This window comes from Haloarcula quadrata, assembly GCF_003634715.1.
Taxonomy (GTDB): domain Archaea; phylum Halobacteriota; class Halobacteria; order Halobacteriales; family Haloarculaceae; genus Haloarcula; species Haloarcula marismortui.
In genome coordinates, this window is record NZ_RBWW01000001.1 from 2,324,898 (window position 1) to 2,350,347 (window position 25,450).

28 protein-coding genes and 1 tRNA gene are annotated in these 25,450 nt (G+C 62.9%); 21 read left to right on the plus strand and 8 right to left on the minus strand.

Translation table 11 applies throughout. From position 1 onward, the window contains the following. Nucleotides 1–9 precede the first annotated feature (9 nt). Nucleotides 10–1,635 carry a phospholipase D-like domain-containing protein gene (locus BDK61_RS11870; RefSeq protein ID WP_121303317.1) on the minus strand — a complete coding sequence of 542 codons (1,626 nt, stop codon included), beginning with the start codon at nucleotides 1,633–1,635 and terminating at the stop codon, nucleotides 10–12. 42 nt (nucleotides 1,636–1,677) lie between these two features. After that, the gene (locus BDK61_RS11875) at nucleotides 1,678–2,952 is read right to left on the minus strand and encodes a HEAT repeat domain-containing protein (RefSeq protein WP_004957094.1); all 1,275 of its coding nucleotides are present in this window, start codon (nucleotides 2,950–2,952) and stop codon (nucleotides 1,678–1,680) included. Nucleotides 2,953–3,073: 121 nt separating this feature from the next. Here BDK61_RS11875 and BDK61_RS11880 point away from each other — a divergent pair, with 121 nt between their 5' ends. From BDK61_RS11880 to BDK61_RS11945, 14 genes are all read left to right on the plus strand, one after another. Further along, nucleotides 3,074–4,696, plus strand: coding sequence for a uracil-xanthine permease family protein (locus tag BDK61_RS11880; RefSeq protein WP_121303318.1), 1,623 nt, complete (start codon nucleotides 3,074–3,076; stop codon nucleotides 4,694–4,696). 2 nt (nucleotides 4,697–4,698) lie between these two features. Then, entirely contained in the window at nucleotides 4,699–5,121 is a 423-nt protein-coding gene (locus BDK61_RS11885) for a hypothetical protein (protein WP_007190801.1), read from the plus strand. A 46-nt stretch (nucleotides 5,122–5,167) separates the two neighbouring features. Then, nucleotides 5,168–5,818, plus strand: coding sequence for an AIR carboxylase family protein (locus BDK61_RS11890; RefSeq protein ID WP_004957098.1), 651 nt, complete (start codon nucleotides 5,168–5,170; stop codon nucleotides 5,816–5,818). A gap of 156 nt (nucleotides 5,819–5,974) precedes the next feature. Then, on the plus strand, nucleotides 5,975–6,388 hold the full coding sequence (locus tag BDK61_RS11895) for an NADH-quinone oxidoreductase subunit A (RefSeq protein ID WP_004957100.1): 414 nt from the start codon (nucleotides 5,975–5,977) through the stop codon (nucleotides 6,386–6,388). Then, complete coding sequence (locus tag BDK61_RS11900) at nucleotides 6,381–7,073, plus strand: NADH-quinone oxidoreductase subunit B (RefSeq protein ID WP_004957101.1); 693 nt, start codon at nucleotides 6,381–6,383, stop codon at nucleotides 7,071–7,073. Before BDK61_RS11895 ends, BDK61_RS11900 begins: the two co-directional genes overlap by 8 nt. A 6-nt stretch (nucleotides 7,074–7,079) precedes the next feature. Further along, a complete protein-coding gene (locus BDK61_RS11905) occupies nucleotides 7,080–8,762 on the plus strand; it encodes an NADH-quinone oxidoreductase subunit D (protein WP_004957103.1) in 1,683 nt (560 codons plus the stop codon). Continuing rightward, on the plus strand, nucleotides 8,762–9,805 hold the full coding sequence (locus BDK61_RS11910; protein ID WP_004957106.1) for a complex I subunit 1/NuoH family protein: 1,044 nt from the start codon (nucleotides 8,762–8,764) through the stop codon (nucleotides 9,803–9,805). The genes BDK61_RS11905 and BDK61_RS11910 overlap by 1 nt, the downstream gene beginning before the upstream one ends. A gap of 43 nt (nucleotides 9,806–9,848) precedes the next feature. Continuing rightward, nucleotides 9,849–10,310, plus strand: coding sequence for a NuoI/complex I 23 kDa subunit family protein (locus tag BDK61_RS11915; RefSeq protein WP_004518194.1), 462 nt, complete (start codon nucleotides 9,849–9,851; stop codon nucleotides 10,308–10,310). Between the two features lie 292 nt (nucleotides 10,311–10,602). Beyond that, a complete protein-coding gene (locus BDK61_RS11920) occupies nucleotides 10,603–10,872 on the plus strand; it encodes an NADH-quinone oxidoreductase subunit J (protein WP_004518193.1) in 270 nt (89 codons plus the stop codon). Next, the gene (locus BDK61_RS11925; RefSeq protein ID WP_004957109.1) at nucleotides 10,869–11,267 is read left to right on the plus strand and encodes an NADH dehydrogenase subunit 6; all 399 of its coding nucleotides are present in this window, start codon (nucleotides 10,869–10,871) and stop codon (nucleotides 11,265–11,267) included. The genes BDK61_RS11920 and BDK61_RS11925 overlap by 4 nt, the downstream gene beginning before the upstream one ends. Further along, nucleotides 11,264–11,566 carry an NADH-quinone oxidoreductase subunit NuoK gene (gene nuoK / locus BDK61_RS11930; protein ID WP_004591676.1) on the plus strand — a complete coding sequence of 101 codons (303 nt, stop codon included), beginning with the start codon at nucleotides 11,264–11,266 and terminating at the stop codon, nucleotides 11,564–11,566. The genes BDK61_RS11925 and nuoK overlap by 4 nt, the downstream gene beginning before the upstream one ends. 3 nt (nucleotides 11,567–11,569) lie before the next feature. Then, nucleotides 11,570–13,666 carry an NADH-quinone oxidoreductase subunit L gene (nuoL, locus tag BDK61_RS11935; protein ID WP_121303319.1) on the plus strand — a complete coding sequence of 699 codons (2,097 nt, stop codon included), beginning with the start codon at nucleotides 11,570–11,572 and terminating at the stop codon, nucleotides 13,664–13,666. Further along, nucleotides 13,667–15,202, plus strand: a complete 1,536-nt coding sequence (locus BDK61_RS11940) for a complex I subunit 4 family protein (RefSeq protein WP_004957115.1) — start codon at nucleotides 13,667–13,669, stop codon at nucleotides 15,200–15,202. Further along, nucleotides 15,203–16,753 (plus strand): NADH-quinone oxidoreductase subunit N, encoded by a 1,551-nt coding sequence (locus BDK61_RS11945; protein ID WP_007190797.1) that lies wholly within the window; start codon nucleotides 15,203–15,205, stop codon nucleotides 16,751–16,753. A 49-nt stretch (nucleotides 16,754–16,802) separates the two neighbouring features. Here BDK61_RS11945 and BDK61_RS11950 read toward each other — a convergent pair whose 3' ends face one another. Continuing rightward, on the minus strand, nucleotides 16,803–17,750 hold the full coding sequence (locus BDK61_RS11950; RefSeq protein WP_121303320.1) for an MBL fold metallo-hydrolase: 948 nt from the start codon (nucleotides 17,748–17,750) through the stop codon (nucleotides 16,803–16,805). A gap of 148 nt (nucleotides 17,751–17,898) precedes the next feature. Between BDK61_RS11950 and BDK61_RS11955 the strand changes: the two genes are divergently transcribed. The 5 genes from BDK61_RS11955 to BDK61_RS11975 all read left to right on the plus strand — a co-directional run bounded on the left by BDK61_RS11955 (nucleotide 17,899) and on the right by BDK61_RS11975 (nucleotide 20,412). Beyond that, nucleotides 17,899–18,168 (plus strand): DUF7553 family protein, encoded by a 270-nt coding sequence (locus tag BDK61_RS11955; protein ID WP_004957121.1) that lies wholly within the window; start codon nucleotides 17,899–17,901, stop codon nucleotides 18,166–18,168. 48 nt (nucleotides 18,169–18,216) lie between these two features. Next, nucleotides 18,217–18,291, plus strand: a tRNA-Val gene (locus BDK61_RS11960). Between the two features lie 207 nt (nucleotides 18,292–18,498). Next, the gene (locus BDK61_RS11965) at nucleotides 18,499–19,248 is read left to right on the plus strand and encodes a pirin family protein (protein WP_121303321.1); all 750 of its coding nucleotides are present in this window, start codon (nucleotides 18,499–18,501) and stop codon (nucleotides 19,246–19,248) included. Nucleotides 19,249–19,343: 95 nt separating this feature from the next. After that, the gene (locus tag BDK61_RS11970) at nucleotides 19,344–19,904 is read left to right on the plus strand and encodes an NAD(P)/FAD-dependent oxidoreductase (RefSeq protein WP_121303934.1); all 561 of its coding nucleotides are present in this window, start codon (nucleotides 19,344–19,346) and stop codon (nucleotides 19,902–19,904) included. Between the two features lie 94 nt (nucleotides 19,905–19,998). After that, complete coding sequence (locus BDK61_RS11975) at nucleotides 19,999–20,412, plus strand: DoxX family membrane protein (protein WP_007190793.1); 414 nt, start codon at nucleotides 19,999–20,001, stop codon at nucleotides 20,410–20,412. Between the two features lie 20 nt (nucleotides 20,413–20,432). Here the strand turns inward: BDK61_RS11975 and BDK61_RS11980 are convergent, their stop codons facing one another. The 4 genes from BDK61_RS11980 to BDK61_RS11995 all read right to left on the minus strand — a co-directional run bounded on the left by BDK61_RS11980 (nucleotide 20,433) and on the right by BDK61_RS11995 (nucleotide 23,255). After that, nucleotides 20,433–21,047 carry a TetR/AcrR family transcriptional regulator gene (locus BDK61_RS11980; RefSeq protein WP_004957127.1) on the minus strand — a complete coding sequence of 205 codons (615 nt, stop codon included), beginning with the start codon at nucleotides 21,045–21,047 and terminating at the stop codon, nucleotides 20,433–20,435. Between the two features lie 111 nt (nucleotides 21,048–21,158). Beyond that, nucleotides 21,159–21,506, minus strand: a complete 348-nt coding sequence (locus BDK61_RS11985) for a hypothetical protein (RefSeq protein ID WP_121303322.1) — start codon at nucleotides 21,504–21,506, stop codon at nucleotides 21,159–21,161. A 54-nt stretch (nucleotides 21,507–21,560) separates the two neighbouring features. After that, nucleotides 21,561–21,938, minus strand: coding sequence for a hypothetical protein (locus tag BDK61_RS11990; RefSeq protein ID WP_121303323.1), 378 nt, complete (start codon nucleotides 21,936–21,938; stop codon nucleotides 21,561–21,563). A 75-nt stretch (nucleotides 21,939–22,013) separates the two neighbouring features. After that, on the minus strand, nucleotides 22,014–23,255 hold the full coding sequence (locus BDK61_RS11995; protein ID WP_121303324.1) for a hypothetical protein: 1,242 nt from the start codon (nucleotides 23,253–23,255) through the stop codon (nucleotides 22,014–22,016). Nucleotides 23,256–23,345: 90 nt separating this feature from the next. On the opposite strand from BDK61_RS11995, the gene BDK61_RS12000 reads away from it, so the two are divergent. Beyond that, nucleotides 23,346–23,804: a DUF6653 family protein gene (locus BDK61_RS12000; protein ID WP_007190790.1), complete on the plus strand. Its 459-nt coding sequence runs from the start codon at nucleotides 23,346–23,348 to the stop codon at nucleotides 23,802–23,804. Nucleotides 23,805–23,884: 80 nt separating this feature from the next. Here BDK61_RS12000 and BDK61_RS12005 read toward each other — a convergent pair whose 3' ends face one another. Beyond that, nucleotides 23,885–24,931 carry a phytoene/squalene synthase family protein gene (locus BDK61_RS12005; RefSeq protein WP_208644666.1) on the minus strand — a complete coding sequence of 349 codons (1,047 nt, stop codon included), beginning with the start codon at nucleotides 24,929–24,931 and terminating at the stop codon, nucleotides 23,885–23,887. 151 nt (nucleotides 24,932–25,082) lie between these two features. Between BDK61_RS12005 and BDK61_RS12010 the strand changes: the two genes are divergently transcribed. Beyond that, nucleotides 25,083–25,310 (plus strand): hypothetical protein, encoded by a 228-nt coding sequence (locus tag BDK61_RS12010; RefSeq protein WP_244209778.1) that lies wholly within the window; start codon nucleotides 25,083–25,085, stop codon nucleotides 25,308–25,310. The last annotated feature ends 140 nt before the right edge of the window (nucleotides 25,311–25,450 follow it).

Genomic DNA, 25,450 nt, shown 5'->3' on the forward strand with positions numbered 1-25,450 from the left:
CACAGTTTTCTACGTTTCAAACGAGACCCGACGAGCGGCGAGCCCGGTGACCACGAGGAGTCCGAGCAGCGCCCCGATGACACCGACCGGCGTGTCGAACCCGCCGGCCCCCCAGTCAGCGTCAAAGACCGCGCCGAAATAGTCGGCCGCGTCGCTGCCGTGCAACACCAGTACGACCTCTCGGTTCGCAGTCGCCGCCTGTTCGTTCCAGTTGAGGCTGCCGACGACGGCCCGTTTGTCGTCGATAACTGCGCCCTTGGCGTGTATCTTTTCGTAGCGACCGTCGGGGGCCGCCACTTTCGCCGTCAGCGGCGCGTCGTTGCGGTCGGCCCACTCTCGAAAGCGCTGTGCTGTCTGCGTGTTCTCCTCGCGGACGTACCAGGCGTCACTCAACAGGAGACGGACCTCAACGCCGCGCGACGCAGCCCGGCGGAGCGCCCGCAAAAGCGGGCTGTTCCAGTCCCCGACCGTCGGCTGGATAACGTCAATCGAGTCGTTCGCGTCGTCTATCGTCGCGACAAGTTCACCCTGGGCGTTATCGGGGGTGACCAAGAGGTCTGTCCGCTGGACGACCACCGATTCAGCCTGGAATTCGGTCGGATACGTCCCGGTCGCTGGCTCGGCTCGCTCGAACTGTCGACCTTGACGGTACTCTTCCCACCGCTCGCTGTCTTGCCAGCCGGTATCGGACTGGAACGTCTGGTTCAACCCATCGACGACCCGCGGCTGTGCCGTGACCACCCCCCAGCCGCGGCTGCTGTTGCCGCCAGTGCCGGCGGGCTTCCAGTTCTCTGTCAGCACGACGGCCTGCCCGTCGGCGACAGCGTACTTCGCGTGGTGGTAGCGGTATCTGGCACGTGGGCCAGTCATCACTCGGACGGAGACACCTGCCTCGGCCAGTCGGTCAAGAGTGCTAGCCTCCGCGGCGGTACGGCTGCCGACCGGTTCGCCCTTGAGCAGGACGCGAACCGTCGCACCGCGGCGCTGGGCGGCGATAAGAGCGTCGGCGACCCTTGCCGAAGAGAGCGTGTACCCGGCCAAGAACACTCGCTTGTCCGCGTTCCGTATCGGTCGAATCGGTGCGGCGGAGGCATCCGGCAGCGCGAACGCGCGGACCTCGCCGCCGGCAGCCCTGATGACCGGGCGGTCTGTCGCACCCAGTGACTGCCAACGGACGACAGACCCGTTAATGACGCCGAGTTCACCCTCGACTGAATCCGTGTATCGGACAGCGTCAACAGTCCGGTTGCCTCGCTGCAGCTGGATTCGCTCGCCGCCGTTTGCCAGCGCAAGATGACCATCGAGGCCGACGACCGGCCAGTCGGTGAGTTTCCGTGTCCGGTTCGGTGCCATTGAGAGGACGACGCGCCCGTGAGCGGTAGTGTTCGGAACACCTGCAGTACCGTCACCGTCAGTGATAGCATACTGCCCGATGTCTGTCCCAGCAGGGACTGTGATGACGATGAATTCCCCCTCGTCACCGCCGGCGACGGGGTCCGGATACACTGCGTGAATCGACGGTTCTTCGGGACCGCTGGCTGCTGTTGCAGTTGGAGTCGCCTGTCCAGTGGCGGTGTATGGACCTATCGCTGCGAGGACGAGCACGCAACAGACGAGTGGGGCGAACGACCGCATCGGGGCGTCTGGCCGCCCGCTCGTATAAAAAGGTATCCTGCTTCAGGCACTGGCTGCCTTTTCGGCCTCGGCTTGGACGATATACGCGCGGTCGTCCGTGTAGCGGGCGGCTTCGTCGAGTGCCGTTTCGGTCCCGATCTGTCGGAGCGCCCACGCGGCGGAGGCACGCACGGAGTCGCTTTCGCCGGATTTGAGGACATCGCTCAGCGGCTCGATGGCGCGAGTGTCGCCGAGCAGCCCCAGTGCGCGCGCCGCGACTGAGCGGACTTCCTCGCTGTCGGCGTCAAGTCGGTTGGCGACCGGCTGGACCGACTCGGCACTGCCGATAGCGCCCAGTGCGCGCAGCGTGACTTTCTGGAGCGCAGGGTCGCCGTCGCCGTCGATGTAGTCGTGCAGCGTCTCAGTCGCACGCTCGTCGCCGATTTTCCCCAGTACCTCGATTGGCCCTTTCTCGCGTTTCTGTGCACGCTGGTGCATCGCGTCGAAGGCCGGTTCGGCGTCGCTCCCGAGGTTGTACAGTAAGTCGACGATGTACCCGTCGAAGAACTCCGACCCGAGTTTGTCGTAGGCGAACAGGACCTGATCGAAGTCCCCTTCCTCGGCGTGGAGCTTGGCGGCGTTCCACTCCGGCGGGAAGTCCTTCCGGTTCTCGTTGGTCAGGATATCATAGAAGCCGCGGGCGTCGAGTTGCTCTTGTACCGTGAGGTCGTCCCAGACTTCGGCTTCGTCCAGCCCTGTCTCCAACGTTTCCGCCGCTTCGAGGAGCCCTTCGATAGTTTCCGTGTCCTCGTCAGGGTCGAGGTTTGCCGCTTCGATAGCGTCGACGACTGTGGTCAGCGCATCCCCGGCAGCGACGAAATCGCCGCCCGTGTCAGCGTCGTGGTCGATGAACTCGGCGCTTTCGTCGAGGAACGTCTCGACGGCCTCCTGAGCCTCGCCCTCTCCGTCGTCGGTCCACTCGCTGTCAGTGACGGTGTCGGCGGCGTCGGAAACGATGGTGACGACGTCTTCGGCGTAGGGGCCGCGCTGTTCGTCAAGGTCGTCCCGGAGGTCCGAAAGCTGGGACTCCAGTTCCTCGCGGGGGTCCTCGGCGTCGTCATCGTCCTCGTCGGGTTCGGGCAGGTCGGCAGCCTCGAGGTCACTCTCGATGTCGTCGAGGGACGACTCGACGTCGTCGAGGTCGGCCTCCGTCTCTGCGGCCTCTAACGCGTCGCCGGCCTCTGTGAGACGCGATTCCAGTTCTTCGGCGGTCACGTCGATCTCATCTGTTGCCTCGGCGTCGTCCGACGCGTCGGCCTCGTCGTCCCCGTTGCTCATGTCCAAGACTGTGTCGGAGCGGGCCAAGAGCGTTTTCCTTTCGAGGCGGGCGGGTCCCGCCGCCGCCGGGCCAACGAGCAAAGAATATGTATCGGGAGTTGCAGTGCCATGGGTAGCGAGCATGACTGACGCGACACCGCCGGATGACAGACAGAACCCGACCACACCGGAGGAACCGGAAACCGCCGGCTTCGTCGAGTATGGCATCGACGACAAACCACCACGAAAGCAAGCGATACTGCTCGGCGTCCAGCACTACCTGACGATGATCGGCGCATCCGTCGCGATTCCGCTCGGACTCGCGGGTGCGATGGGGATGTTCGAGGCTGCGCCGGATCAGGTCGGCCGTCTCATCGGGACGTTCTTCGTCGTCTCAGGTATCGCGACGCTCGCCCAGACAACGCTCGGAAACAGATATCCGATCGTTCAGGGCGGGACGTTCTCCATGCTCGCGCCCGGGCTGGCCATCATCGGCGTGCTGGCCCAGCAGGGCGCGGACTGGCAGACCATGCTCGTCGAACTACAGGGGGCTGTCATCGTCGCCGGCATCGTCGAGGTGGTGATCGGCTACAGCGGCCTCATGGGAAAGCTGAAGCGATATGTCGGCCCGATCGTCATCGCGCCGGTCATTGCGCTTATTGGACTAGCGCTGTTTAATGTTCCACAGATTGCGAACCCGAACTTCGGTAGCCCCGGGACCGGGCAGAACTGGTGGCTGCTCGGGCTGACGATGCTCTCGATTATCGCGTGTTCGCAGTACCTCGACCGACGCCACCGCGCGTTCAAGCTCTTTCCCGTACTCTTGGGTATTCTGTTTGCGTGGACCGTCGCGGCTCTCCTCTCAGTCACTGGCGTCTTCGCCGCGGGCTCGGTCAGCTACGTCTCGCTCGGTTCTGTCACGAGCGCCCCGCTGGTCCAGCCGATCTACCCGTTCCAGTGGGGGCTCCCGCAGTTCACGCCGGGCTTCATCGTCGGGATGTTCGCCGGGATGCTCGCCTCTGTTGTCGAGAGTTTCGGCGACTACCACTCCGTTGCCCGCATTGCTGGCCGCGGCGCGCCGAACAGCAGCCGAATCAACGATGGTATCGGCATGGAGGGGGTCGGCAACATGTTTGCCGGCATTATGGGCACCGGCAATGGCTGTACGTCGTACACTGAGAACGTTGGAGCAATCGCTATCACCGGCGTCGCGTCCCGCTACGTCGTGCAGATCGGCGCTGCGGTGATGATTCTGGTCGGGTACTTCGGCCCGGCGGGCCAGTTGTTCGCGACCATCCCGTCGCCGATTATCGGTGGGCTCTACATCGTCATGTTCGGACAGATCGCCGCCGTCGGGCTCTCACAGCTGAAGTACGTCGACCTCGATGCCAACCGAAACGTCTTCATCGTCGGTTTCGCACTTTTTGCCGGCCTCGCGGTGCCCGAGTACATGAGCCAGGTCGGACAGGGAATGGATGTCGGCGGCGCGACAGCCCTCCAGCAGGGTCTAGCGGCTGTCCCGGTGCTGGGGAGCGTCCTCGGGACCGATGTGGTCGCGACCACGTTGTTCGTCATGGGCGGGACCGGGATGGTTGTCGGTGGCATCGTCGCATTTGTCCTCGACAACACCGTGCCGGGGACCCGCGAGGAGCGCGGGCTCGCGGCCTGGGCCGCGCTCACCGAAGACGACAGTGAATACGTCTCAGCGTTAGACCGGATTCGTGGCCGCGGCGGCGACCGCCCGTCTGCGGTGAGCGACGACTAACCGTGGGAGACGACAGCGACGGCACGGCCGCAGACACCGTACCGCCCATCGACACCGAACGGTACACCGGCACGCTCCGAACCGGCGGGACTGTGGTTCTCGGTGCTGACCGCCTCGTCGTCGACCGCGGTGACGAGCCGGTGGTCGTCGATCTCGACGACGTGGTCGAGGTGAGTCTGCAGGACATCGACTGGTTCCTCGCGGTGATGAGCGTCGCGCTGATCGGGTTCGGGTTACTGTCGCTCGACCGGTCCGTCCTCCTCGGCGGGGCCTTCGCTGTCGCTGGTGCTGTCAGTCTCGCGCTCACCTACCGCAAGCGGTACACACTCAGGGTACAGGTCACCGGGCGTACCGACCCGCTCAGGTGCTTCCCCGCGGACCCACAGGCGCTGCTTGCCGAACTGGAGCAGGCGCTAGCCGATTGACCGGAAATCGCCTACACTTACGCCCGTCCCCGTTCCAGTCGGTCGTATGCCCGCAGACAACGTGCAGTCGCTTATCGACCAGTTGCACGAAGAGGCCGAGATGGACCGACCGAACGACCTGACGCCCGATGTCGGCATCATCATGGGCTCCGACTCAGACCTGCCGACGATGGCCGGCGGACAGGGCAAGCGACCGGGAGCCTACGCGGCGCTCGCCGACGAACTCGGCTTCGAGGAACAGACGGACTACACTGACGCGCCCGAGAGCCGCTTCACCTTCGAAACGTTCGTTTGCTCGGCCCATCGGACGCCGGACCTGATGTACGCGTACGCAGAGACGGCCGCCGACCGCGGTATCGACGTGATAATCGCTGGCGCTGGCGGTAAATCCGCTGACCTGCCGAACATGACCGCCAGCATCGCCTACCCGCTGCCAGTCATCGGTGTCCCAGTGCAGGAGAAATCCGTCGACTCGGTTATCGGGATGCCACAGGGCGCGCCGATGACGGCGGTCGACGCCGGCAAGTCGTTCAACGCCGCCCTCTCAGCGGCACAAATCCTTGCACGGCAGCACGACGAACTCCGTGACCGGCTCGTCTCGTACCACGAGGGGCTCCAGGCCGACGTTGGCGAGGCGTCGCGTGACCTCCACGAACTCGGGACGCCCGGATTCAAACGCGAGTATTGGGACGAGTGATACCCGAGGGGCGTCATACCCTGGGGGGTGTGGCCGATGCAGGTCACTTTCCATCCGAGAGCGTGTCGGTTCTTAAACACCCGCAAGGCCGAAAAACCGAACAATGAACCCTTATATGCGAGTACTTCTAACCGAGAGACGATAGGAGATACCGGAATGAGTAATCCATGGATCGCCATCGGCGCGCTCGCGGTCGTGGCGCTAGCCATCCCACTGACGATGATGGCAGTTTCGAGCCTCTTGCGGCCCAGCGTGCCGGAACAAGGCAAACGCACCACCTACGAGTCCGGTGAAGTGCCGACTGGCAGCAGTCGACAGATCAAGTTTAATATCCAGTACTACATGGTCGCGCTGCTGTTCGTCGTCTTCGACATCGAGACCGTCTTCATCTTCCCGTGGACGGTCATCTACAGCGACGCCGCCGCTGAGCTCGGGATGACCACGGCACTGCTACCGATGGTCGTATTCATCACGATTCTCGCCATCGGACTCGGTTGGGCCTGGCGTAACGGCGCAGTTCAGTGGGTGCGCAGTCCGCGCGCCACGAAGGGGGCAGACACATATGAGTAGTGACCAAACACCACCGGCCGTCGAAGACGTATCGACACAGGAGGCCCGCATGGGTGACGGGGCTGACGACCGCTTTAATTCGACGCTACGCGAGGCGTTCGGGTCGACGCCGTTCATCCTGACCAAGTTCGACAAGTTCATGAACTGGGTCCGGGGCTCCTCGATGTTCATGCTGCAGTTCGGGATCGCCTGCTGTAGCATCGAGATGATCCACACCTACGCGATCAAACACGACCTCGACCGCTTCGGTTCAGGGGTGCCACGCGCATCCCCACGCCAGGCGGACGTTATCATCGTTCCGGGGACCATCGTCTCGAAGTTCGCGCCGCGGATGAAGCGCGTCTACGACCAGATGCCTGAGCCGAAGTTTGTCGTCTCGATGGGATCCTGTACCATTTCCGGCGGTCCGTTCCAGGAAGGGTACAACGTCATCAAGGGCGCTGAGGAGGTCATCCCGGTCGACATCCACGTCCCGGGCTGTCCGCCACGCCCCGAGGCACTCATCTACGGCGTTGCCAAGCTCCAAGAGCGCATCGCCGAGGGCGAGTCCTCGCCGGTGACGGTCAAACCCTACGAACTGGAGCAGTTCGGCGACCTCGAACAGGACGAGCTCGTGGACAAACTCGCCAGCGAAATCGACGAGGAAGACCTCGTTATGCGGTACAACTGGAACGACTCTCCCTAACTTGCCATGAGTTTAGAAAAACCATCACGCGATACGGCGCTCGATGTCGGCGTTACGGAGGACGGCCTTGATTACGACGCGCTCGCGGACCTGCTCGGTGGCCACGTCCTCGACCGTGAGGAACACGTCAACGCTGAAGGGTTCGTCATCCGTCCCGATGAGGTTCAGGAAGTCCTTTCGACGCTGAAAGAGGAAGCTGGGTTCGACCACTGCGCCTGTGTCACGGCACAGGAGTACGACGACCGGTACGAATCCATCTACCACCTGCGGAAGTACAACGACCCGACACAGGAGCTGTCGATTGTCGTCCCCTCGCCGAAAGACGACCCGCACAACGAGTCGGCCGCTCGCGTTTACGACACCGCAGACTGGCACGAGCGGGAGGCCTACGACTTGGTCGGTATCGACTACGACGACCACCCGGACCTCCGGCGCATCCTGCTGCCCGAGACCTGGCAGGGCCACCCCCTGAGCCAGGACTACAATCAGGACCAGCCACAGATCGTCTCACTGCGCGAGCACGCGAACCCACTGAAAGACGACAAACGCAGCGAGGACGACCCGGACACGATGTTCGTCAATATCGGTCCGCACCACCCGGCGACCCACGGCGTGCTCCACGTCGAGACGGTGCTTGACGGCGAGCAGATCGCCGACCTCGAACCCGATATCGGCTACCTGCACCGCTGTGAGGAGCAGATGTGCCAGCAGGGCACCTACCGTCACCAGATCATGCCGTACCCGGACCGGTGGGACTACATTTCTGCTGGGATCCTCAACGAATGGGCGTACGCGCGCGCAGCCGAGGACCTCGCAGACATTGACGTTCCCGAGTACGCGCAGGTCATCCGGACGATGTCGGCGGAGATGTGCCGGATCGCCTCGCACGAACTCGCGCTGGCGACGTTTGCGCTGGACGTGTTCGGCGACTTCACCGCTGTCTTCCAGTACGGCATCCGCGACCGCGAAATCGTTCAGAACCTGCTGGAAGACCTGACCGGCCAGCGGCTGATGTTCAACTACCTCCGGCTGGGTGGCGTTGCCTGGGACCTGCCCGAGCCCCGCGAGGAGTACTTCGAGAAGATCCGTGACTTCCTCGATGACCTCCCGCACAAGCTCGAAGAGATCCACGACCTCGTCACCGGTAACGAGATCTTCCAGATGCGGTGTGTCGACACCGGCGTCCTCTCCCCGGAGCAGGTCAAACAGTACGGCGCGACCGGTCCCGTGGCACGCGGCTCGGGCGTCGACTACGATATCCGGCGGGACGACCCATACGGCTACTACGACGAACTCGACTGGAACGTCGTCACCGAGCAGGGCGGCGACAACTTCAGTCGCGTTCTCGTCCGCCTTCGTGAGGTCGAGGAGTCCGCCCGCATCATCGAGCAGTGTGTCGACCTGCTGGAGCAGTGGCCGGAAGACGACCGCGAGATTCAGGCCAACGTCCCGCGGACGCTCCGCCCGGACCCTGACAAGGAGATCTACCGCTCCGTCGAGGGCGCGAAGGGCGAACTCGGCATCTACATCCGCTCGGATGGGACGGACAAGCCGGCCCGGTTCAAGATCCGCAGCCCGTGCTTCTCGAACCTGCAGACGCTGCCGGAGATGTCTCAGGGCGAGTACATCCCTGACATGATCGCCTCGCTCGGGAGCCTCGACATTGTCCTCGGGGAGGTGGACCGGTAATGCAGTCGGCGCCGTTACCGGAAACGCTCGCGAACCTGCTTGGGCTTGATCCCAACAGCACGGCCGTGATGATCCTGTTGAGTCTCGTTGGGGCTGGTCTCATCGGGACGCTCATGATGACGAACACGGCGCTTGCCGGTCCGTGGGCAAAGCGAAAGATTACGGCCGCGTTCACCGACCGTATCGCCGTCGACCGTATCGGCCCGTACGGGCTGTTCATTATCGTGGCTGACGCCGTTCGCCTGCTGTCGAAGGAACTCATCGTTCCCGAAGGCGTCGACCGACCGGCGTGGGACCTCGCGCCGCTGATTATCGCCAGTACCGCGCTGCTTGGTTTTGCTGTGATTCCGATGGGGAACGGCATCCATCTCGCCGACCCCGAAGTCGGACTGGCGTACGTGTTCGCCGTGGCCTCGACCACGTCGATTGGCCTCGTGATGGCCGGCTACGCATCGAACAACAAGTACTCATTCCTTGGCGGGCTGCGCGCCGTCGCGCAGAACCTCGCCTACGAGATCCCGCTCATCCTGACCGGCGCGTCGGTGGTTATCTTCGCCGGCTCGCTCCAGATGAGCGAGATCGTCGCCGCACAGCAGCAGTCGCTGATCGGCCCGCTGCCGTCGTGGTATGCGTTCGTGAACCCCTTCGCGTTCGTGCTGTTCATGATCGCAAACCTCGCGGAGGTCGGCCGGAATCCGTTCGACATCCCGGAGGCACCAACCGAGATTGTCGCTGGCTACCAGACCGAGTACTCCTCGGTGTACTTCGTCCTGATTTACCTCGGGGAGTTCATCCACATCTTCCTCGGTGGGGCGATCATCGCCACGATTTTCCTCGGTGGACCGGCCGGTCCGGTCCTACCGGGCATCGTCTGGTTCCTCATCAAGATCTGGGGCGTCTTCCTGTTCACGCAGTGGGCCCGCTCGGCGGTCCCGCGTGTCCGGATCGACCAGCTCATCGAAATCGGCTGGAAGGGAATGCTGGTGCTCTCGCTGGCGAACCTGCTGCTGACCGCGGTTATCGTCGGGGTGACCGTCCAATGACGGCCACGCGAACCGACCCACGAGCGACCGGAGGAGACCTGTCATGATTGGAATCCTGAAATCAATGGCGACGACGATGAAACACGCCCTCGACGGGGAGACGTTCACGGTGGAATACCCGGACGTCGCCCCTGAGGTGAGTCCCCGCTTCCGCGGCGTCCACAAGTGGAGCCAGGAGCGGTGTATCTGGTGCCGGCAGTGTGAAAACGTCTGCCCGAACAACACCATCCAGATCGTGATGGACGAGCAGCGCAACGGCGAGCAGTACAACCTCCACATCGGCCAGTGTATCTACTGCCGACTGTGCGAGGAAGTCTGCCCAACCGACGCGATCCTGCTGACCCAGAACTTCGAGTTCACCGCGGACACGAAAGACGAGTTCGCCTACGACAAGGAACAGCTCAAGAACGTGCCGTGGTACAAGGATATCGACCCACTGGAGTCCCGCGAACCTGACCGGGGCGCGTGGATCGGCGAGGGCGACGGCGAAGTCGACTACCAGTAATTCTTCGACGGACTCTCAGCGGGTTTCTATCAATACACCCGAAGCGACTGCGCCATTCTGTCTAACACCGGCCTCTTTGGAATGGCCACAGCCGTTGAGAGGCCAGATTTACAGTGTCGAGTCGGAATGGAGTAACGGTATGCGCCACCGTGAATGGGGATTTTCTTACACTTTTTCGCCAGCAAGACCGGAGTGCCCCGAAATCTGGGGGGTTATCCCGGCAAACAGTGGCTCTACTGGCGAGACGAAAGAGGAATCTTCAAAGGGACGCCGCAAAGAGTCTCCAAGTAAGATGGCACTGGCAGAGTCAATTGCGTTCGCGCTGTTCGCTATCGTAACGGTGGGCAGCGCTGCGGGCGTCGTGTTAGTCCGGGACGTCTGGCACTCGGCGCTGTTACTGGGCGTGTCCCTTATCAGCGTCGCAGTGTTTTACGTCATGAACCAGGCGGCGTTCGTCGCAACGATGCAGATCCTGGTGTATGTCGGCGGCGTCCTCATTCTCATCACCTTCGCGGTGATGCTGACCCGCGAGGACGAGTCGGTGATCGAGGTGACACCATGACCACAAAACCCGAACTACAGACGGAGGGGAGTTTCGTCGCTGGACTGGCCGCAATCGCCCTGTTCGTCGTTCTCGGTGCAGTGTTCATGGGCGTCTCGTTTCCCGCACCAGCGGGCTTTGGCGAGGGAGCGGCGATAACCAAGAGCCTCGGCGCGGCGCTGTTCGATATCGCCCCGAGCGCGATTATGGGCGAGGGTGAGACGGCCGTTCCCGGTGAAGGGTTCCTCGTCGCCTTCGAGATCATCGACATCGTGCTGGTGGCCGCGCTCGTCGGGGCCGTCATGCTTGCCCGACGCGAAGTTGCCGGCGAATCGGTAACGCTCGGCGTCGAAACCACGGACGACGACGACATGGCCGTTGCCGCTGACGGTGGCCCGGGAGGTGACGACTCGTGATTCCAGCTGAGACGTATCTCCTCCTGTCGGCGGCCATATTCTGTATCGGCCTGTTCGGCATCCTCACGCGACGGAACGCGCTCATCTTCCTGATGTCCGTCGAGCTGATGTTGAACGCTGCGAACATCAACCTCGTCGCGTTCTCGCTGCAACACGGGAACCTCACCGGCCAGGTGTTCAGCCTGTTCACGATGGCACTCGCCGCTGCAGAGGTCGCCATCGGGATTGGTATCGTCCTGGTCCTGTACCGCAACTTCACAGACGTGGACGTGACGAAGGCGACGACGATGAGGTGGTAACAGATGGCTGCATTCACATACGCTCCGGCGATTGTCCTGCTGCCGTTCGTATCGTTCCTCGTCGCGCTGTTTGCCGGCGACCGCATGCCGAAAGGCGGTGCGCTCGCAGGCATTACCGCGACGGGTGGGTCGCTCCTGCTGTCGATCTGGGTCGCGCTAACGGTGGCCGGCGGTGAGGTCCACAACGAGATACTGTACACGTGGACCGCAAGCGTCGAGTCACTCCGGCTGAACTTCGGCCTGCTACTTGACCCGCTGTCGGCGCTCATGCTGCTTATCGTCTGTCTCATCTCGTTCCTCGTCCACATCTTCTCGCTTGGATACATGAACGACGAGGGCGAGAGTGGCCTCCCGCGCTATTACGCCGGGCTCGGCCTGTTCACGGCGAGCATGCTCGGGTTCGTCGTCGCCAACAACCTCCTGATGGCGTTCATGTTCTTCGAGCTGGTGGGCCTGTGTTCGTACCTGCTCATCGGCTTCTGGTTCCGTGACGACGGCCCGCCGAGCGCCGCGAAGAAGGCGTTCTTGGTCACCCGATTCGGTGACTACTTCTTCCTTATCGGCGTCGTCGGCATCTTCGCCACCTTCGGGACCGGTCTCTTCGCCCCCATTACGCAGGGCGGCGAAGTGGTCGCCGAGAGCTTCCCGATGCTTGCCGAACACGCCATCGTCGACGGCGAGACCGAAGGCATCGCGATGCTGGAGACGGTCGGCATGGGCCCACAGGCCTGGTTCACCGTGCTCGGCCTCCTCGTGCTTGGCGGCGTCGTCGGCAAGTCCGCGCAGTTCCCGCTGCACACGTGGCTGCCCGACGCCATGGAAGGTCCGACGCCGGTCTCGGCCCTGATTCACGCAGCGACGATGGTCGCAGCTGGTGTGTACCTCGTCGCGCGTATGTACGGCTTCTACGCGCTTTCGCCGACGGCACTGGCCGTCATCGCCCTTATCGGCGGCTTCACCGCACTGTTTGCGGCAACGATGGGCCTGGTCAAACAGGAAATCAAGCAAGTGCTCGCGTACTCCACCATCTCCCAGTACGGGTACATGATGCTCGCGCTGGGCTCGGGTGGCTACATCGCCGCCGTCTTCCACCTGACCACCCACGCCGTGTTCAAAGCGCTGCTCTTCCTCGGCGCAGGGTCGGTCATCATCGCCATGCACCACAACGAGAATATGTGGGACATGGGCGGTCTGAAAGACCGGATGCCGGTGACCTACTGGACGTTCCTCGCCGGGTCACTCGCACTGGCCGGCATCGTTCCCTTCGCCGGCTTCTGGTCCAAGGATGAGGTGCTGTACGAGGCACTCATCCACGGATTCGGCACTGAGGGTGGTCTCGGCACGGCCTATCTCGTCGCGTACGCGATGGGGCTGCTGGCCGTGTTCTTCACCGGCTTCTACACCTTCCGGATGGTGTACCTGACCTTCCACGGTGACGCCCGCTCGGACACCGCGCGTGACCCCGAGCCCGTCCGCTGGAACGTCAAGGGCCCGCTGACGGTGCTTGGCATCCTCGCAACGACCATCGGGTTCATCAACATGGCCCCGGTCAAGAAGCTCACCGGCGCGGAGATCGACTTCCTCCACAAATGGCTGACCGGGCCGGAGGAGGGCGGCTGGCCGGCGCTCCTTTCGACAGACCTGCACCACTACGAGGAGCTGCTACACAACGTCCCACACGTCGACCCAGCGTATCCGCTGGGTGGTGAGACCGGGACGCTGCTGGCTTCAGCGGCTCTCTCGCTCGGGCTGGCACTCGCCGGTGTGTTCGTCGCCCGGAGTCTCTATGCTGGTGCCGACCCGGTTGAGCATACCGACAAGCTTGGCAGTCTGAAGACGCTACTCATGCACAACTACTACCAGGACGAATATCAGGTGTGGCTCGCGACGGGTGTCACCTACCCGCTCGCCCGTGTGATGAACAAGTTCGACCAGGGTGTCGTCGACGGCGTCGTCAACGGCATCTCCAGCGTCAGCCTGTTCGGCGGCAGCCGCATCCGACGCATCCAGTCCGGCGTCGTCAGCAACTACGCGACGCTGTTGACGCTTGGACTCGTGCTCTTGCTTGCTGCCTTCGGCATCATGGGAGGGTGGTTCTAGATGTGGGTCGCTGCACTGCTGATCGTGACCCTGCTGGGAACCGGCCTCGTGTTCCTCTCGCCTGACCGGTACGCCGGAAAGCTCGCCGCAGCCGTCAGTGCGGTGCCGGCACTTGGCAGCATCTACATGTACTGGGTGTACCTCACGCAGTACGGCGGCACGGGCAACGCGCTGCTGTCGCCCGCCGATATCGCGTTCGGCCAGCAGATCCCGTGGATCACGCTGGGTGAACTGGAAGTGTCGTACTACGTCGGCCTTGACGGCATCAGTATGCCGCTGCTCGCGCTGACGACAGTACTGACGACGCTTGCCATCGTGTCCGCGTGGACGCCAATCGACGAGCGCCAGTCCCAGTTCTACGGGCTGATGCTGTTCATGGAAGTGAGCCTCATCGGCGTGTTCTCCGCGCTCGATTTCTTCCTCTGGTTCGTCTTCTGGGAGGGCGTCCTCATCCCGATGTACCTGCTCATCGGTGTCTGGGGCGGCCCGCGCCGGAAGTACGCCGCGATCAAGTTCTTCGTCTACACGAACGTGGCGTCGCTGGTCATGTTCGCGGGCCTGTTCGCGCTCGTGTTCAGCACTGACCTCACGTCACTGTCCCTGCCCGCGATGGCCGAGGCGTTCCGCACCGCAAGCGGTCTCCCGACCATCGCCGGCGTGAACCTGATGACCATCTCCTTCATCCTGATGTTCTTCGGGTTCGCGGTGAAGGTGCCCGTCTTCCCGCTGCATACGTGGCTGCCAGACGCTCACGTTGAGGCCCCGACGCCGGTGTCGGTCATGCTGGCCGGCGTCCTCCTGAAGATGGGGACTTACGCACTGCTGCGGTTCAACTTCACGATGCTCGCTGACACGGCACGCCAGCTCGCGGTTCCGCTGGCGATTATCGGCGTTGTCAGCGTCATCTACGGCGCGATGCTCGCGCTGGCACAGCGCGACCTCAAGCGCATCGTCGCCTACTCGTCGATTTCGTCGATGGGCTACGTCATCTTGGGTCTAGTCGCGTTCACGCCTTACGGCATGGGCGGGGCGACCTTCCAGATGATCGCCCACGGCCTCATCTCGGGGCTGATGTTCATGTCTGTCGGCGTTATCTATAACACGACGCACACGCGGATGGTCGGCGACATGTCCGGCCTCGCGGACCGTATGCCCTGGACGGTTGGCATCTTCGTCGCCGCCGCCTTCGGATACATGGGCCTGCCGCTGATGGCTGGCTTCGCCGGGGAGTACTTCATCTTCCAGGGCTCGTTCAACGCGCCGACGCTCGGTGGGGCTGCACCGGTGCTGACCTCACTGGCGATGTTCGGCATCGTCATCGTGGCCGGCTACCTGCTGTGGGCCATGCAGCGCACGCTGTTTGGTGGTTTCAATCTGGAAACAGACTACGAGGTCAGCCCGGCCGCATTCCACGATGTCGCACCGCTGGCCGTGTTGCTCCTGCTGGTCATCGCACTCGGTGTCGCGCCGGACCTCTCCTTTGGTATGATACAGGACTCGATTTCACCGGTTCTCGATATCGGAGGTGGTGCATAGATGGTCGCACTCCCTGACTGGATGGCGCTCGCCCCAGCGCTCTCGCTGGCCCTCGCCTCTCTGGTGTTGTTGCTAGCGGACTCGATTGATCCGGACTCAACGAACACGGGACTGCTGGCCGGTATCTCGGTGCTCGGCTCCCTGCTTTCCTTCGGGTTCGCCGGGTGGTTCATCACCGCCGGGACTGGGATGGCAGACAACACTGGCGTCGCGCTGTTCAACAGCCAGCTCGTCGTCGACCAGATGGCCCTGTTCTTCATGGCCATCGTCGGCAGCGTCACGACCCTGGTCGTGCTCGCGAGCTACGACTACATTACCGAACACAGCTACCAAGCCGAGTTCTTCGCGCTGGTCCTGCTGTCCGCGACTGGGATGAGCCTCCTCAGTGCGGCCAACAGCCTGGCAACGGCCTTCGTCGCACTCGAGCTGGTGTCGCTACCGTCCTACGCGCTCGTCGCCTTCCTCAAGGAGAACAAGGGCAGCGTCGAGGCGGGACTGAAGTACTTCCTCATCGGCGCGGTGTCTTCGGCGGTGCTGGCCTACGGCATCTCGCTGGTGTACGCTGCAACGGGCGTGCTTCGGTTTGACGGCGTCGCAACCGCTATCTCCAGTGGCACGATCCAGACCATCTCCGAGGGGTCGATACAGGCCCAGTCCGGTGACCCTGCCGTCCCGATGGCTATCCTCGGCGTCGGTATCCTGATGATTATCGGCGGCGTCGCGTTCAAGACCGCCTCCGTGCCGTTCCACTTCTGGGCCCCCGAGGCATACGAGGGCGCACCAGCGCCAATCTCGGCGTTCCTCTCCTCGGCGTCGAAGGCCGCCGGCTTCGTGCTGGCGTTCCGCGCATTCGCCGTTGCGTTCCCTATCGGTGACCTGCTCGCCGCTGGCGGGGCGATCAACTGGGTGATGGCGTTCCAGATCCTCGCTATCGCGACGATGTTCATCGGGAACTTCGCCGCCGCGACCCAAGAGACGGTCAAGCGGATGCTGGCCTACTCCAGCGTCGGTCACGCCGGGTACGTCCTCATCGGACTCGCCGCCGTGTCTGGTTCCGGTGAGGGCCTGAGTCTCAGCCTGAGCGCTGGGATGTCTCACCTGCTCGTCTACGGCTTCATGAACACGGGCGCGTTCCTGTTCATTGCGCTGGCCGAGTACTGGGGCGTCGGCCGCCGCTTCGAGGACTACAACGGCCTCGGCAAGGAAGCGCCGGTCGCCTGCGCGGCGATGACGGTGTTCCTGTTCAGCCTCGCCGGCCTGCCGATCGGCGGCGGGTTCTTCTCGAAGTTCTACCTGTTCTCGGCGACGCTCAACGTCGGCGCGTGGTCACTGGCCGCCGCGCTCATCATCAACAGTGCGCTCAGCCTGTTCTACTACTCTCGCGTCGTCAAGGCGATGTGGATCGAGGAACCGACCGGCAGCCGGACCATTGAGTCGTACCCGATGGGGCTGTACACCGCCGTGGTGGGTGCCGCCATCGTGACGGTGCTACTCGTTCCTGGGTTCAACCGCGTCTCCGAAATCGCGTTCCAGGCCGCGCAGTTGCTGTAACGGACCGACTTCCGTTCCGTTTCTCCCGTTCGTTCAGTGCGGCAGCGGCTTACGCTGATTCGTACACGAAGACGCCGCCGCTCTCGCGTTTTTCCACACGGTCAGTGACTTCGAGTACGTCCAAGTGGCCGACAGCCTCGCTCATCCCGGCGAAGTACTCTGTGGCCGGGAGGTCGCCGAACAGCGCGGTCATCACGTCGCTCGGTGTCGTCGCTCCGCCAGAGACGATGTCGGCGACCTCCGCGGTGCGCTGGTCGTGTTCCGCGAGGATGTCGTCGATGCGTTCCGGCGGTGATTCGACGGGCTCGCGGTGGCCGGTGAGAAAGCGGTCGTGACCCTGCTCGCGGAGCCATCGTAGCGAGTCGTTAAATGCCGGTAACACCTTCGGGCGCGTCCCCCTCTCGTCGGGCACCTGCAGGAACGGATTGGGCGTGATGTCACCCAGCACGTTGTCGCCGACAACCGCTTCGCGGCGGCCCTGAAAGTCATATGAGAAGATTATTTCGCCCGCAGAGTGGCCCTGAACGGTGTCGACCGTAAGTTCTGTATCGTCGACGGTGACGGTATCACCGGCCGCGAGCGCGCGGTCGGTGTCGACGCTCTGAGCGTAGGGCAGGAAGGCTTCCGGTAGCTGGGTGACAGTTTCAGCAGTCTCGCGTGAGACACCGCAGCGCTCGAAGAAATCCGCGAAGTAGGACTGCTCAGTGTGCAGTTGCGCCGCAAAATCGCCCATGATTTCTGCTCCCGGTTCGCTGGCGAGGACACGCGCCCCTCGCTTGGCAAACCGGTTCGCCATGCCGAAATGGTCCGGGTGCGGGTGTGTGACAAGTACCTGCTCGATGTCATCCGGCGACAGCTCGCGTGCTTCAAGCGCCTCGACCAGACGCGACCACGCTTCCTCGCTGTCGGGGCCCGGATCGACGATAGTTCGTCGCGCGATGTATGCATTGACTGGCCCGACCTGAAATGGCGTCGGAATCGACACCCGTGTGAACATATCTCCTCGTTGCAGGTGGTGGCGCAAAACAGTTCGTACCCGTACGACACGTTTACCATCGTGGCCGCTCGTCGTCCCTCGGTTACCCGTAGTTCCTCATTGTTTTCCGGGCACAAAAGATATATTCGTCCTTCTCGTAGGGTCAGATATGAACAAACACTTCGAAGACGCACGATACTACCTGAAGCGCGCCGGCAAAACCGCAACCAAGGGCGTCAAAGAGGAACTCGAACCGGTCGAGGAACGGTTCCGAGAACTCACTGGGAAGGAAGTAGAGCCGGAACCCAGCCGACTGGAGGCCGTCAAGGCCGACCTGAAGGAACTGCAGGGAAAAGCAGAGGGGGAAGCCGAGGAAGCGATCGCTGACGCCCGCGAAAAGATCAGCGAGTACCGCGGTACCGAAGAGCAGGAAGCGTAGTCGGAAAGCAATTCTTAAGGGATGCGCTCGAATAGACTTGAGTGCACTGGGTTGGTGATCTAGTTCGGTTATGATACCTCCTTCACACGGAGGAAGTCGGCGGTTCGAATCCGCCCCAACCCATCCGCTCACTGCACGCTTTTGAAGGAGGGCGTACGACCGTTTGGGACCATTCTCGTAATTCGGAGTTGCCACACAGAGTATCCAGAATTAGCCTCGGTGAGCGCACCGCGAATTTGGTACCACCGTCGTAGCGCCACGGGGAGTCTAGATAGCGGTCGGTTGCGCTGCAGCCACGCCGTTTTTACCGCTCGGTAAACAAGGAAGTGTATGACCGAAAGCGAGTCGCGGGCGTCGGCTGTCGGGCCGCTATCCGGAGAGAAAGTCCGGCATGGGACGGGCGTGAATTCGAATCGTGCGTTTCCGACGGACAGCTATCCGTACAATCTGGACCCGTTTGTCCTGTTCGAGCAGTTCTACATCGACCCCGACAACGGGTTTCCGATGCACCCCCATCGCGGGTTCGAGATCGTCTCGTACATGATTGAGGGTGCTATGGAGCACGAAGACTCGCTGGGCGTTGCAAATACCGCATACGAGAACGACGCGATGCGTATCACGACCGGGAGCGGGATACGCCACTCCGAATTCCCCGCCGACGGGCAGGCCTGCACCGGCCTCCAGCTCTGGGTGAACCTGCCGCAGGCGGAGAAGGACGCTGACCCGGACTACGGCGATGCGACGGCCGATACGCTGCCGACGGCGGAGCAGGGCGGCGCGACGGTCACGACAGTTATCGGCGAGGGCTCACCGATCAGCCTCCATACGCCGATGGAGTATCTCGATGCCGCCGTGGCCGACACATGGACGTGGTCGGTCCCGGAAGGGTGGTCCGGATTTCTCTACGGTGTCGCCGGCGACGGAACGGTCGAGGGGCAACCGTTCACTGCGGGTGATGTGCTGCCGGTCACTGACACGCGGTCGGTGACGCTCCAGAGCGATGACTCACTCCGCGTCGTCGCCGTCTCGGGTCGCCCGCACGGCGAGCCGATTCGACAGCGCGGACCGTACGTTCTGTAAGTGGGGGCGTCGCGTGGGTCAGGGCCAGACGTGAGGCTTCGACTATATTTTACCAGATGGTAAAACTCTTCTGTGGGCGGTCCGTGTCCTGTAACATGGCAGATGTAGCAGTTGTCGGCGGCGGCCCCGCCGGCCTGAGTGCGGCACAGTACGCTGCGAAGAACGACCTCGAAACGATCACCTTCGATACGGACGAGTCGTGGATGCACAAGGCGCACCTGTTCAATTACCCCGCCGTGCGCTCAATTAGCGGCGAGGAGTTCCTCACGATTGCCCGTGGGCAGGCCCGGGACCGTGGCGCAACGCTGTACGAGACAGAAGTCACGGCCATCGAACAGACTGACGACGGATTTGTCCTCACAACGGACGACGACGAGTACACCACGGAGTACGTCGTTCTCGCGACTGGTGGTGACCGAAGCCTCGCCGAGGATCTCGGCTGTGCGTTCACCGATGAGGATGTCGTCGACGTGACTGTCGACATGGAAACGTCGGTCGAGAACGTGTACGCGACCGGTGCGATGGGGCGAGCGGAGAAGTGGCAGGCGGTCATCGCAGCCGGTGACGGTGCTGCCGCTGTTCTCGACATTCTCTCGAAAGAGAAAGGCGAGTACTACCACGACTTCGATATGCCGTCAGACGTGCCGGAACTCTAACGATGCAGCCAGAATCGACTCCCACAATGAATTCCGCTACTATCCCGAATCACACTGCTGGAAACGCCCGCGTTGGCTCGGTGGTGAGTTTGTGATGGCACCCGAACTCAACGTCGTGTTGCTCGTCGCCGGCCGTGTCCTCTTCGGCGGCGTGCTCGCCTTTACGGGCCTGAGCCACTTTACGCAGACCGAACAGATGGCCGGCTACGCCGAGTACAAGGGCCTCCCGGCGCCGAGATTCTCCGTCCTCGCGTCCGGTGGGCTCCTCATCCTTGGCGGGCTCGGTGTGACCGTGGGTGTCTTCCCAGTCGTCGCAGCGGTCGCCCTCGCCGTGTTCCTCATCGTCTCGGCGGTTGCGATGCACGACTTCTGGGCCGTGCCGGACGAGGACCGGCAGGACGAACTGAACAGTTTCCTGAAGAACGTGACGCTTGCAGGCGGGGCGCTCGTCGTCGCGGCGTCGGCAACTGGAACATGGGCGCTCAGCGTCGGTATTAGCCCCCTCTGACGCTGCCTTTTCAGCCCAATCTACTGCGGCGGGTACAGCGAGTCGAGAATAAAGTCGTTGACGGCCCGCTTGGCCTCGTCGGGTGCGTCCTCGTGGCCAAGCGCAATCCGCCGGCCGCGGGCCGCGTGAATCACGTCCGTGATGAGCTGCCCCATCAGTTCAGCGTCAACATCGCGAAACGTGCCCTGCTCGACTCCGTCTTCGATGACTGTGGAGATGCTTTTGCGAAGTCGGTCGTAGTGCTCGTTGAACAGCGCCCGGTGCTCGTCGTCGTTTTGCGCGTAGGCATACAGCTCGTGGTACACCTTCATCCGGTCCCAGTGTGAGAAGTCGTCGAATTCCGGACCGAACAGGCACCGGTCGATGCGGACATCGAGTTCTGTACGGGGGTCGGTTTCATCATCGACTTCGACACTGCCCTCGTACTGGTCGATAATGTACTCCAGAAACGAAGATATCAGGTCGTACTTGCCGTCGAAATGATAGTGGATCACCTGCCGAGACATCTCCATCTCCTCGCCGATGTCCCGGACCCGCAAGTCCTTGTAGCCGTGCTTGCTCAGCGCCCGAAAGGTGGCCTCCATAATGACCTCCCGGGTGTCCTGTGGCGTGCTCTGCCCGTCCGATTCGCTCATGTCCTGTTTTATCGTGGTAGGCACATATCGGTTTCTCCATCCACATCGGGACTGGCGAGTCGGCGTCGGCCAGGCTGTGTTCGCTTCCGCTACTGCCGACGCTCAATTCGCTCAGGCGCGTTCGACGAATCGAGCGTCGGCGGAGGTGTGGCCCCGGTTGAACGACAGCACCGTCGCTCGGATCACATCGCCGGCTGACACCGACGACGGCACGTCTTCGGTGAACAGGACGAAGCCCTCGACTTTCCCAACAGCGACGCGGTCGCTGGAGTGGTGGTCACTGAATTCGGTGATGCCGAACTCGTAGGTCTCCCCGAGTTCGACCGGCGGTTCTCGCTCCTGTGCGGCCTCGTGGGCGCGTTTCGACGCACTGCTGGATGAGCGGCGGGTAATCGCAAACGCCAGCGCGAGGCCCACGGCGAGAGCGGCCCCGCCAGCGGCGAGCCAGAGTGGTTCCATGACAGGGGTTGCAGGACGAACGGATTAATACCTTTCAGAGTCCAGCGGGCGTGCTCACAATCCGAGGCGGTCCAAGAGGCCGCCACTGGAGTCCGAGCTCCCGTCTTCGGAGTCCCACTCCGTCGGTAGCTCGGCCGCGAGTGACGTGACCTCGTCGTCGCTGTAGCGGGGGTCCTCTGTCGCGTCGTCGAGCCAGTCCGCCCACTCTTCGGCCGTCATCTGTCCGTGAGAATCGACTTCCCACTGGTCGACGAGTGCCTCCCGGTCGCGGAACGGGATGTCCATGCCGCTGTCGCCCCAGTACAGCGGGGAGAGCGCGAACTCGTGGGTATCGTCATCCAGCCAGACGAGTCGGTAGGGGTAGTCGTTGTAGCAGAACACGTCGTCGGGCGAAACGACATCGCCGTTGGGGAGCTCCAGGGTCTGAGACATTGTATCACAGTAGGGGCTACCCACGCTTCAGCGTTATGTGTCGGTAGAGCTACTGGAGCGCCTGGATGTCCGCCGCTACGCGAGCGGGTCACACAGCGCCCACTCGTCCGTCTCGGGGTCGAGATTCGAGGGTTCTGCGCCCCGGTCAGTCACGATGCCGGCGTGGTAGTAGATCGCCTTCAGTTGGAACACAGTGGGGGAGTGATAGACGCTGCCGTCGGTGAGTTCCGAGCGGCGGAGTTCCCCGTCGCCGGTCAACACCCGCTGGCGGACGGTCTCGTCGCCGCGGAGGAACAGTTCGACGGTGAACTCGGGGTGCAGCGCGTGGAGGTACGCCACGAATTCGACGAGCGACGGGGAGCCGTAGCCGTCCCGGTGGCAGGCGTAGAGCCCGTCGACGAGGAGGTCCGTGGCCGGATAGTCGGAGACGACACGGCGGACGAGCTGGCCCCACTGTGGCGCGATGTCGATGAATCGCTTGCGGGACCGCTGCCAGTCCTCGAACCGGCGGAGTGCGGCGTCTATGTCGCCGACTGTCCGGAGCGCGAACCGGACAACCTCCCGACCCAGCGGCGTCAGCGTGAGCGTGCCCTGACCGGTGTCGATCAGGTTCAGAAACGCCGCCCCGGCGAGAGCACCGTCGACGGCTCTGACCACGTGAGACGCAAGCAGGTCCCGCGTGTCGCCCTCGTGGTGGACGGCCAGCGGCACCGCAATGTAGTTCTTCGGATGGTTGAGTCCGAAATTCTGGTCGGCAACGCCCTGAGCGCTGGCCTGGAACCGGATCGCCGAAGCGGCGTCCATCGACCCGTGGCCGACCACGCGGGGCCGTTCGAGGACCGAGACTGAGCCATCGGAGTCGACGCCCAGCACGCCGACGTTTAGCTCGCGGGCCATCGTCCGCGCGGCGGTGGAGATGCCACTCCGTGGCGCGGTCAGGAAGGCCACGTTGGCCTCGTTGAGTCGGTCGTGGGCCTGCACGACCCCGCGCTCAGCGTCGACGCCACCGTTGCCGGTGTACCCCTTCGCCTCGATGGCGATCAGCGGCGGCCGGTCACCGAGTCGGTCGACGGACAGCAGGTCCGTCGAGAGCGTCTGTACGCCGACGAGGTCGGGATAGCCCGTTCCGACCCGGACGTGGTTGAACGGTGCGAGCGTCGCCTGCACGGCCGCCTCGATAGGGGTGTCGTCCAGCCAGCGTTGCTGTGCGAACTGCGTGTCCGCGACGACGTAGGCGTCCTCGCGGTCCGCAAACAGCCGGTCTTTCGTCCGGGCGAGTACCTGTGGCTCGGAGAGTCCCGACGCCGCTGTGGCCATAGACGGCGTTCACACAGGGCGGACATGAGTGTTCTGTCCCCGGCTTCGAGTGGCAGTAGCGTTTTCCCTCGACCACGTTGAGTTGGATATATGACAACAGTGCGAGCGGACAGCGTGCGGGATTGGTTCTGGACCCGCCATGCGAATCCAAAGAGCGGCTGGTCGCGCGTGCCGACCGGCGCTGTCATCGTGTACGCAGTGTATCAGCGGGACTGGCGGCTCCTGACTGCGGCCCTCCTGTGGACACTGGTCAATCCAGTCCTGTTTGCCCCGCCCGAGACCGAGGACGCCTGGATGACCCGTGCTGTGCTGGCAGAGCGGTGGTGGCTCGCGGAACAGGCCAACGGGACCATGGGCCTCAGGTACCCGAACATCTGTAACACCGGCGGCGCGCTAGCGTCGGTCGTTGCTCTGTACGCTGCCTGGCGTCGTCGGCCGGTCAGCGCCACAGTCGCAACGCTTGCGATGGGCGGATTGAAGCTCTGGTGGCTCCGCGAACTCGTTCAGAAGTACGACGCACGCGAGGCGGAGACCAGCAGTCACCGATAGGGCGGGGCGCTGTCCGTGTGTATGTGCAACGATGGCCGGGCCACGGACGCGACTGCAAAAGGGAATGTCTCTGGTGGTCGTCAGTACTGGTGGAGCGGCTGTTTGCGGATTTTGGCCCGCAGTTCCCCGATAGAGGGGTCGTTGTCGCCGCCGAACTGCTGTGTCACGGAGTGGACCTCCTCGCGAGAAATTTTGACGTTGCCCTGCTCGATGACGTCGGCGGGTCGTTCGCGGAGTTCACGGATCGTCCCGACCGCGAGCAGGAACGGAATGGCCCACGCTGAGAGGGTGTTACCGCGGGTTTCGGGCATGGCTTCGAGCCACGCCTGTGCGTCGTCGAGATAGCCCTCTGCTCGCTCGGTGACCTGCTCGATGACGGGCACCAGCGAATCGACGTTGCCGGTGTCGCTCACGTCGCTGTGATCAAGCCCCTGTTCATGGAGTAGTTCCAGCGGGAGGTAGACGTTGTTCTCCTCTTCCATGTCCGTTGCGGCGTCCTTGGCGACGTTGACGAGCTGGAGCAGCAGGGCAAAGGAGCGGGCGTTTTCCTCCATCTGGGCGATCTGCTCGTCGGTGGCTTCATGGGAAACCAGCCCGGTCACCAGCGTGCCCACAGTGCCTGCGGCGTACCAGCAGTACTCTTCGAGTTCGTCGAGCGTTTTGATTCGAAGCCCACCGGCGTCGGCGTAGCGGTCGACGAACATCGCCATCCCATCAACGAGCTCCCGGACCGGCCCGCGGATGGTCTGCGTGGAGTGGTCGTCAAGCGTGTGAAACACGTCGACGATACGGCCCGCGTTCTCGACGACTTCCCAGTCAGCGTTCGTCGTCGTGGGAATCCACTCTTCGACGGCGTCGTGGAACGATGACACGGTCGTCCCGCTCGATGGTTCGAGCGAGCGACTATACGTCTGCAAGAGTTCGGTCTGTACCGCTGGAGGGAGATGGCCGGCGTCCTCAATCGTGTCAGCCACACGACAAAGAAGATAGCCCAGACAGATGTCCCGGGCCATCGGTTCGTTGAGTTCCGAAATTGTGAGACTAAACGTCCGCGACACACGATGGACAGCATCGTAGCACCACTCGATGTCTTCCGAAGACGACCGGTCTGTGTGGTTCTGAGACATTCCCGACATCCGGGGTAGGGCATACGATGATAAAAATGGGACGGCTACGGCGTCAGTTCCGTCCCGGTCACGGTTCGGTGTTCCGACAGACTCACGAGTGTCCGAGCCTATCTTGGGGTATGAACGGCACAGCGATTGGGAGGACGCAACTGTGAACAACCGGGACACAGTGATATTAGTGCTGACGGTTCTCGCTGCTATCATCCTCCCGGGCCTCGCAAACTGGGGATTCAGCACGCTTGGCTACCCCTGGGTCGGGAGCGCTGTCTGGGCGCTGGGGTACGGCCTCGGCGTCGTCTTCATCTGGTATGAGTGGGTCCGGCCGCTCGATATCACCGGCCCAGAGGGTGTCAGCGGAAGTGAGGACTCAAGCGAGTAACGCACTGATTGCCGGTTCTGAACTACTAACTGTCTGTTTTTTCAGCCAGCCCTCCCCCGAGAACACACGTATTAGAAAATCTTCATACAACACCCGTGGTACCTTCCCGGCAACATTTATAGCCGTGGTCGGCCCAACGT